This is a genomic window from Deltaproteobacteria bacterium, from assembly GCA_011773515.1.
Lineage (GTDB): Bacteria > Desulfobacterota > Deferrimicrobia > J040 > J040 > WVXK01.
Genome location: WVXK01000112.1, coordinates 12,856 through 18,080, shown reverse-complemented (window position 1 = coordinate 18,080; position 5,225 = coordinate 12,856). Strand labels below are relative to the sequence as shown.

Genomic DNA, 5,225 nt, shown 5'->3' with positions numbered 1-5,225 from the left:
CGCCCGCAGCCATATGGCGTGCCTCGCAGCCGGCGATATCCGGGAGTGGAGCACGGCAACGTTCTCCCCGAACCTCCTTTTTATCCTTCCCAGGAAAAGGGGGGTGAGGGCTATTTCGGGCACGAGATAGTAGGCGCCCTTTCCCCCTTCGAGGGCCTTCGAAATAGCACCGAGGTAGACTTCCGTCTTGCCGGAACCGGTGACGCCGTGGAGGAGAAAGACCCGGTGGCTGCCCTCATCTATGGTTTCCATGATCCTTGCTATAGCATTCTTTTGTGGGGCGTTGAGCTCGTAGTCGGCCTGCGCTTCCTCCAGGTGCCCCTCAGGGCCATCATCGAGGGCCTCCTGCCTGACCTCGGCAAGGACACCCGCGTTCAGGAGCCTCTTCAGGACCCCCGCCGAAACGGATGTCTTCGCGAGAAGCTCTTTTCTTTCCACCCTTTCCTGCTCCCTGACGGCCTCGATGAGGGAGAGCGCCTGAGGAGACATGCGAAGGGATTCCGTCCCCTTGGGGCCCGCTTCGATGTACACCGACTCCTTCGCCCTCACCTCCCTCTTCGTCACATGGACCGGCTCGATCAGCCCTTCCGCCTCCAGCCTGGCCAGCAACGAGCCCGGCGACGGGACCTGTCTCTTCCTCATTTCCCTCTCTGCATGTGCCAGCGACACGTTTCCCCTCCGGGCGAAAAAGGCGAGCCAGGGCTCATGCGCCCCGCCTTCACCGCTGATCCTTGCGGAGTTCCCCTTCTCGGACAGGCAGAAGCGGACCTTTTCCTCCCGGAAAAATCCCGGATGGGTCATGGTCCGCAGCATCTCACCGAGGGGCGCGCCGTAGAGTCTCGCCGCCTCGTCGATGAAGCGGATATCAACCTCCGAGAGGACGGGCTCGTGGTCTATCACGTCCAGGACATCGCGGACATTTTCCACGGCGCTGACCTTCCTGACCGCAAACACGATCCCCGTTACGCTTCTTTTTCCGAAGGGGACGTAGACCCGTACCCCGGGCCGAACGAGCGAAAAGAGGTGGGGGGGCACCCGGTAGGTGTACGTTTTAAAAAGAGGAAGCGGAACCGCCACTTCAGCGTAAAGGGTATCGTTTGCCGGTGCCATATCGAAATACGCCTTCCCTGTCAGGCACGTTGTCTCCCGTTTATGTGGCCTGCCACCAGAAAAATCGGGTAAGCCCAATTATACCTTCATTCAGGGGCGTTCAGGCCCCCTTCCTTCCCTATGACTGAAACCTGTCGTGCCGTATCCTTTCCCAGTCCAGTCCCCCGCGGTCGTGGCCCCTCTTGGCCTCCGCCGGGTACCCGATCCCGATGATGCACTCCACGAGAAAGTGCTCAGGGATCCCCAGGAGCTCCCTCACGTAGTCTTCCGAAGAGCGCTGCCCCGCGTGCCTCCTCATCCGTATCTGGCACCAGCAGCTCTTAAGATCGAGGGACTCCGCACCGTACTGGAGGGTGATGGCAGCGATGGAGCAGTCCTCGATGCAGGTGTCCGACCTCGACGTGTCCCCCAGGATGACCACCGCGAGAGCCGCCCCGGCCAGAAAGCCCGACCCGTGCTCCCGGGCCTGCCCGAGTTTTTGAAGCGTCTCCCCGTCGTCCACGAAGATGAACTCCCAGGGGTTGATGGACCTGGATGAGGGGGAGCGCAGCAGCGCCTCCTTCAGGATCTCAACCTTCCCCTCCTCGATGGCCCGTTTCTCAAACTTCCTCACGCTCCTTCTGTTTCGCAGTATCTCGATCATTTCCCCCTCCTTTTGCCGGGCAAGTCCCTGCAATAAAAAAAATGAGCTAACCGGCACCGGTTAGCTCACGGTTTTTTCCTGGTGGAGGAGAAGGGACTCGAACCCTCGACCTTCGCGTTGCGAACGCGACGCTCTCCCACCTGAGCTACTCCCCCGAAAATTGCCATTGCGATCCTGACCCGGGAGACATTTTATCACAACCACCGCCGGCACTTAACGCAAAATTAGCTCCCCTCGGCCCGATTTCCTGATGGTCTGTTGCCTTTCCGCTCCCTTCTGTCTACACTGTGGTATGACCATCGCATAACCCGCCGGGAAAGGAGAAAAGACGCTGAAGAGGTCACTTGGCATCATCGTCGCCCTCCAGATTGCCCTGACGCTGGGAACCCTCGCCTCTGCACAGGATGTGGTAACGATAGGGGCGATCATTTCCGTTACGGGCTCGTCCTCCTCTCGCGGGGAGGTCCAGAAAAAAAGCGCTCTTCTGCTGCAGGACCTCATAAACAACCGGGGCGGGATCTACGGCAGGAAGCTCAAAGTAGTAGTCTACGACGACGAGTCGGACGTGAACACCTGTCTCCTGGCGGCGGAAAAAATGCTGTACTGGGAACAGGTCGCTGCCGTGATCGGGCCCACCACGTCGGGCAACACCCTCGCCGTCTCGGGCATATTCGAGAAAGCGAGGATCCCCCTCCTTTCCCTTGCAGGATCGGAAAAGATCGTAAACCCTCTGAAGAGATGGGTCTTCAAGATACCCCCTTCCAGCCGTCAGGCCGTCATGAAAACTCTGAATCACGCCAGATCAACCGGCATCAGAAAGATCGCCATGATCACCTCCTTTTCCGGAACCGGCCAGGAGGCGAGGGCTGCGGTGGAGCAAATCGCCCCCGGCATGGGGATCAGCCTTGTGGCCGACGAACTCCTCAGCCGCGGAGAGAGAGACGTCACGCCGCGCCTCGAGAGGATCATGGTAGCCGGGGCCCAGGCAATCCTGTGCTGGGCCTCTGACATCCAGGCGTCGGCCGTGGCGAAAAACATGGCGGAGCTGGAGATCAGGATCCCCCTCTACGCGGGTCCCCAGGCGGCATCCAAAAGGTTCATTGCCCTCTCCGGCAGGGCAGCGGAAGGCGCACTGCTCCCCGTGGAGAGGGTCACCGTTTTCAAACAGATAGGAGACGGCGACCCCCGGAAGGAACCCACGTTTGACTACTACAGGGAGTACGAGTCCCGTTACAAAACCCCTTCCCCGCCACCGGGGGCATACGTCCGCGATGCCATCATGATCATCGAAAAAGCCATACGGGAAAAGGGCTCGGTCTTCCCTGCGGACATCCGGGACAGCCTGGAGCAGATGGGGAGTTTCGCGGGGCTGGGGGGAGTGTACGATTATTCAACGGGAGATCACGGCGGCCTCGACTGGAGAAACTTCGAGCTGGTCCGGGTGGAGAAGGGCCGGTTCAAGATAGTCAGGTGACCGGGGCCAGGTGCCCGGCTGCTGTAAGGTATGGAGGGGGCCAAGGAGTCTGGTACAATAGGGGTGTGGTAGAGCGCAGTCGACCAATCAGAGAAAGGAGGTCGTGATGGTTGTCTTCGAGTATCGCTTCGACGTGCTGCCCGGAAAACTCGCTGAGTACAAAAGGTACACCAACGGCATCGGAAAGGACATCTGGCTCAAGTACCCCGGGGTCAAGAGCTACCGTGTGTACCAGAGCATCTTCGGGGGGGCCACACCGCAGCGGGTCATCCAGGTCGAGCTGGAGAGCCTTGATGCACTCGAAAAGATCTTCTCCGACAGGAAATTCCAGAAGGCAAAGGAAAAATTTCATTCCCTCGTCTCCCACGTCTCCCACTCATTTCTCGCCACGGTAAGGGAGGGGAAAAAGAAGTAGAGAGATCGGGGGGCAGGCGCCCCCCTTTCGCGAAAAACCGGTTCGCAGCGGGCGAAACCAAGCCCGCGAAACCTTATTTCTTCATGTTCAGGATTCTTGCGTAGATCACCTTTCTGGAAATACCCGTCTCCTGGGAGAGCTTTTTCGCCAGCTCGCTGGGAGAGCCGTCAAAGGTCTGCATCTCGCCCTCGATGAGCATCTCGATGTTGTCCCGTATGGCCTCCCTGTGCCGCGCCCCCTCGATGACGAGGGTAATTTCACCATACACCTTCTCCCGGCCCATGATCTCGTCACGCAGCTCGCTCACCGTTCCCCGGAGAACCTCCTCGTTTATCTTCGTCATCTCCCGGAGCAGTGCCGCTCTTCTTGCCCCCAGGACCCCGGCCATGTCGTCGAGGGACTCCTTTATCCTGTGGGGAGACTCGTAGAGGATGATCGTTCGCTCCTCGTCTGCAAGGGACTGAAACTTCTTGATCCGCCGCTCCCGCTTGGGTGGTATGAAGCCTTCGAAACAGAACCGGTCCGTGGGGAGACCGGAGAGGACGACGGCCGACACGATCGCCGAGGGGCCCGGGACTACCTCGACGCTTATCCCTGCATGGATGGCGTCCCTGACGAGATTGTAGCCGGGGTCTGATATGCCGGGTGTCCCCGCGTCGGATACGAGGGCGATGCGCTCACCCCTTTTGAGGCGTGTGATGATCTTGGCCCCGGCAGCGTCTTTGTTGTGCTCCTGGTAGGTAATCAGGGGTGTCTTTATCTCATACCTGTTCAAGAGCTTGACGGTCCTCCGGGAATCCTCACAGGCTATCGCATCGGCCGATTTCAGGACTTTGATCGCCTTGAACGTGACATCCTCCAGGTTGCCCAGCGGCGTCGCCACCACGTAGAGAATTCCATTCGCCATCTCAGAGCTTTCTCCTGTCGACCACCCTCTCCGCCTTCCCATCAGAGCGCTCGAGGGTCATCCGCTCAACGAGCCGCACATCGACGGAGATCCCGAGCTCGGAGGAGAGGCGCTTCTTGATGAGCTCGATAAGCTGGCGCTGCTTCTTCATCTGGTCGAAAAATATCGCCTCCGAGACCTCCACGAGAACGGCAACCTCGTCCATGGCTTCCTTTCTGTCTATCACGATCTGGTAGTGGGGCTCCGTCCCCTCGATCTCGAAGAGTATCGTCTCTATCTGCGAGGGGAAGACGTTTACCCCCTTTATGATGATCATATCGTCAGACCTTCCCACGACCCTCCCCATCCGTATCGACGTCCTCCCGCAGGGGCAGGGCTCGGCGATGAGCCTCGTCAGATCCCTGGTCCTGAAGCGGACCATGGGGAAAGCCTCCTTGGTCAGGGTCGTAACGACCAGCTCCCCCGTATCGCCATAGGGGGTCGGCTCGAGGGTCTCCGGGTCGACCACCTCGACGAGAAAGTGGTCCTCGTTGATGTGGAGGCCTTTCCGCTCGAGGCACTCACCGGAGACGCCCGGCCCCAGGACCTCGCTGAGGCCGTAATTGTCCGTTGCCACGATCTTGAGCTTCTCCTGTATTTCCTGGCGCATCCTTTCGGACCAGGGCTCGGCGCCGAA

5 protein-coding genes, 1 tRNA gene and 1 pseudogene (1 of these 7 running past the window's edge) are annotated in these 5,225 nt (G+C 59.6%); 2 read left to right on the top strand and 5 right to left on the bottom strand.

The genetic code is table 11. The features are described 5' to 3' along the window. From GTN70_11980 to GTN70_11970, 3 genes are all read right to left on the bottom strand, one after another. Positions 1-1,110: DEAD/DEAH box helicase family protein (locus tag GTN70_11980; GenBank protein ID NIO17675.1), on the bottom strand; the 1,110-nt coding region annotated here is incomplete at its 3' end. 118 nt (positions 1,111-1,228) lie between these two features. Further along, positions 1,229-1,753, bottom strand: a complete 525-nt coding sequence (locus GTN70_11975) for an NAD(P)H-dependent dehydrogenase/reductase (GenBank protein NIO17674.1) — start codon at positions 1,751-1,753, stop codon at positions 1,229-1,231. A gap of 79 nt (positions 1,754-1,832) precedes the next feature. Further along, positions 1,833-1,908 (bottom strand) — tRNA-Ala (locus GTN70_11970). 251 nt (positions 1,909-2,159) lie between these two features. Here GTN70_11970 and GTN70_11965 point away from each other — a divergent pair. Then, positions 2,160-3,227 (top strand): ABC transporter substrate-binding protein, encoded by a 1,068-nt coding sequence (locus GTN70_11965; protein ID NIO17673.1) that lies wholly within the window; start codon positions 2,160-2,162, stop codon positions 3,225-3,227. Between the two features lie 106 nt (positions 3,228-3,333). Beyond that, the gene (locus tag GTN70_11960; protein NIO17672.1) at positions 3,334-3,642 is read left to right on the top strand and encodes a hypothetical protein; all 309 of its coding nucleotides are present in this window, start codon (positions 3,334-3,336) and stop codon (positions 3,640-3,642) included. A gap of 73 nt (positions 3,643-3,715) precedes the next feature. On the opposite strand, the gene rsmI is transcribed toward GTN70_11960, so the two are convergent. Together rsmI and GTN70_11950 are read right to left on the bottom strand one after the other, a co-directional pair. Next, positions 3,716-4,549, bottom strand: a complete 834-nt coding sequence (gene rsmI, locus GTN70_11955; protein NIO17671.1) for a 16S rRNA (cytidine(1402)-2'-O)-methyltransferase — start codon at positions 4,547-4,549, stop codon at positions 3,716-3,718. A 1-nt stretch (position 4,550) separates the two neighbouring features. Then, positions 4,551-5,225, bottom strand: a pseudogene (locus GTN70_11950) (phenylacetate--CoA ligase); it runs 518 nt beyond the window's last position.

Coding starts and splice junctions, on each gene's coding strand:
- GTN70_11975 (NIO17674.1), bottom strand. CDS start 1,753: ATGATCGAGATACTGCGAAACAGAAGGAGCGTGAGGAAGTTTGAGAAA.
- GTN70_11960 (NIO17672.1), top strand. CDS start 3,334: ATGGTTGTCTTCGAGTATCGCTTCGACGTGCTGCCCGGAAAACTCGCT.
- rsmI (NIO17671.1), bottom strand. CDS start 4,549: ATGGCGAATGGAATTCTCTACGTGGTGGCGACGCCGCTGGGCAACCTG.